1 rRNA gene is annotated in these 462 nt (G+C 59.7%); it reads left to right on the top strand.

Annotated elements, in window-relative coordinates:
* Positions 1-6: 6 nt before the first annotated feature.
* Positions 7-462: ribosomal RNA gene (locus tag IU459_RS37605) — 16S ribosomal RNA — on the top strand; the annotation flags it as partial.

Raw genomic sequence — 462 nt, 5'->3', positions numbered from 1 at the left:
GAGTCTTCAACGGAGAGTTTGATCCTGGCTCAGGACGAACGCTGGCGGCGTGCTTAACACATGCAAGTCGAGCGGTAAGGCCCTTCGGGGTACACGAGCGGCGAACGGGTGAGTAACACGTGGGTGATCTGCCTCGCACTTCGGGATAAGCCTGGGAAACTGGGTCTAATACCGGATATGACCACGGATCGCATGGTTTGTGGTGGAAAGGTTTACTGGTGCGAGATGGGCCCGCGGCCTATCAGCTTGTTGGTGGGGTAATGGCCTACCAAGGCGACGACGGGTAGCCGGCCTGAGAGGGCGACCGGCCACACTGGGACTGAGACACGGCCCAGACTCCTACGGGAGGCAGCAGTGGGGAATATTGCACAATGGGCGAAAGCCTGATGCAGCGACGCCGCGTGAGGGATGACGGCCTTCGGGTTGTAAACCTCTTTCGACAGGGACGAAGCGCAAGTGACG

This window comes from Nocardia amamiensis, from assembly GCF_015477605.1.
GTDB classification, from domain to species: Bacteria; Actinomycetota; Actinomycetes; order Mycobacteriales; family Mycobacteriaceae; genus Nocardia; species Nocardia amamiensis_A.
Note: the sequence above shows the minus strand (reverse complement) of the source record. Positions and strands in the feature narration are given on the sequence as shown.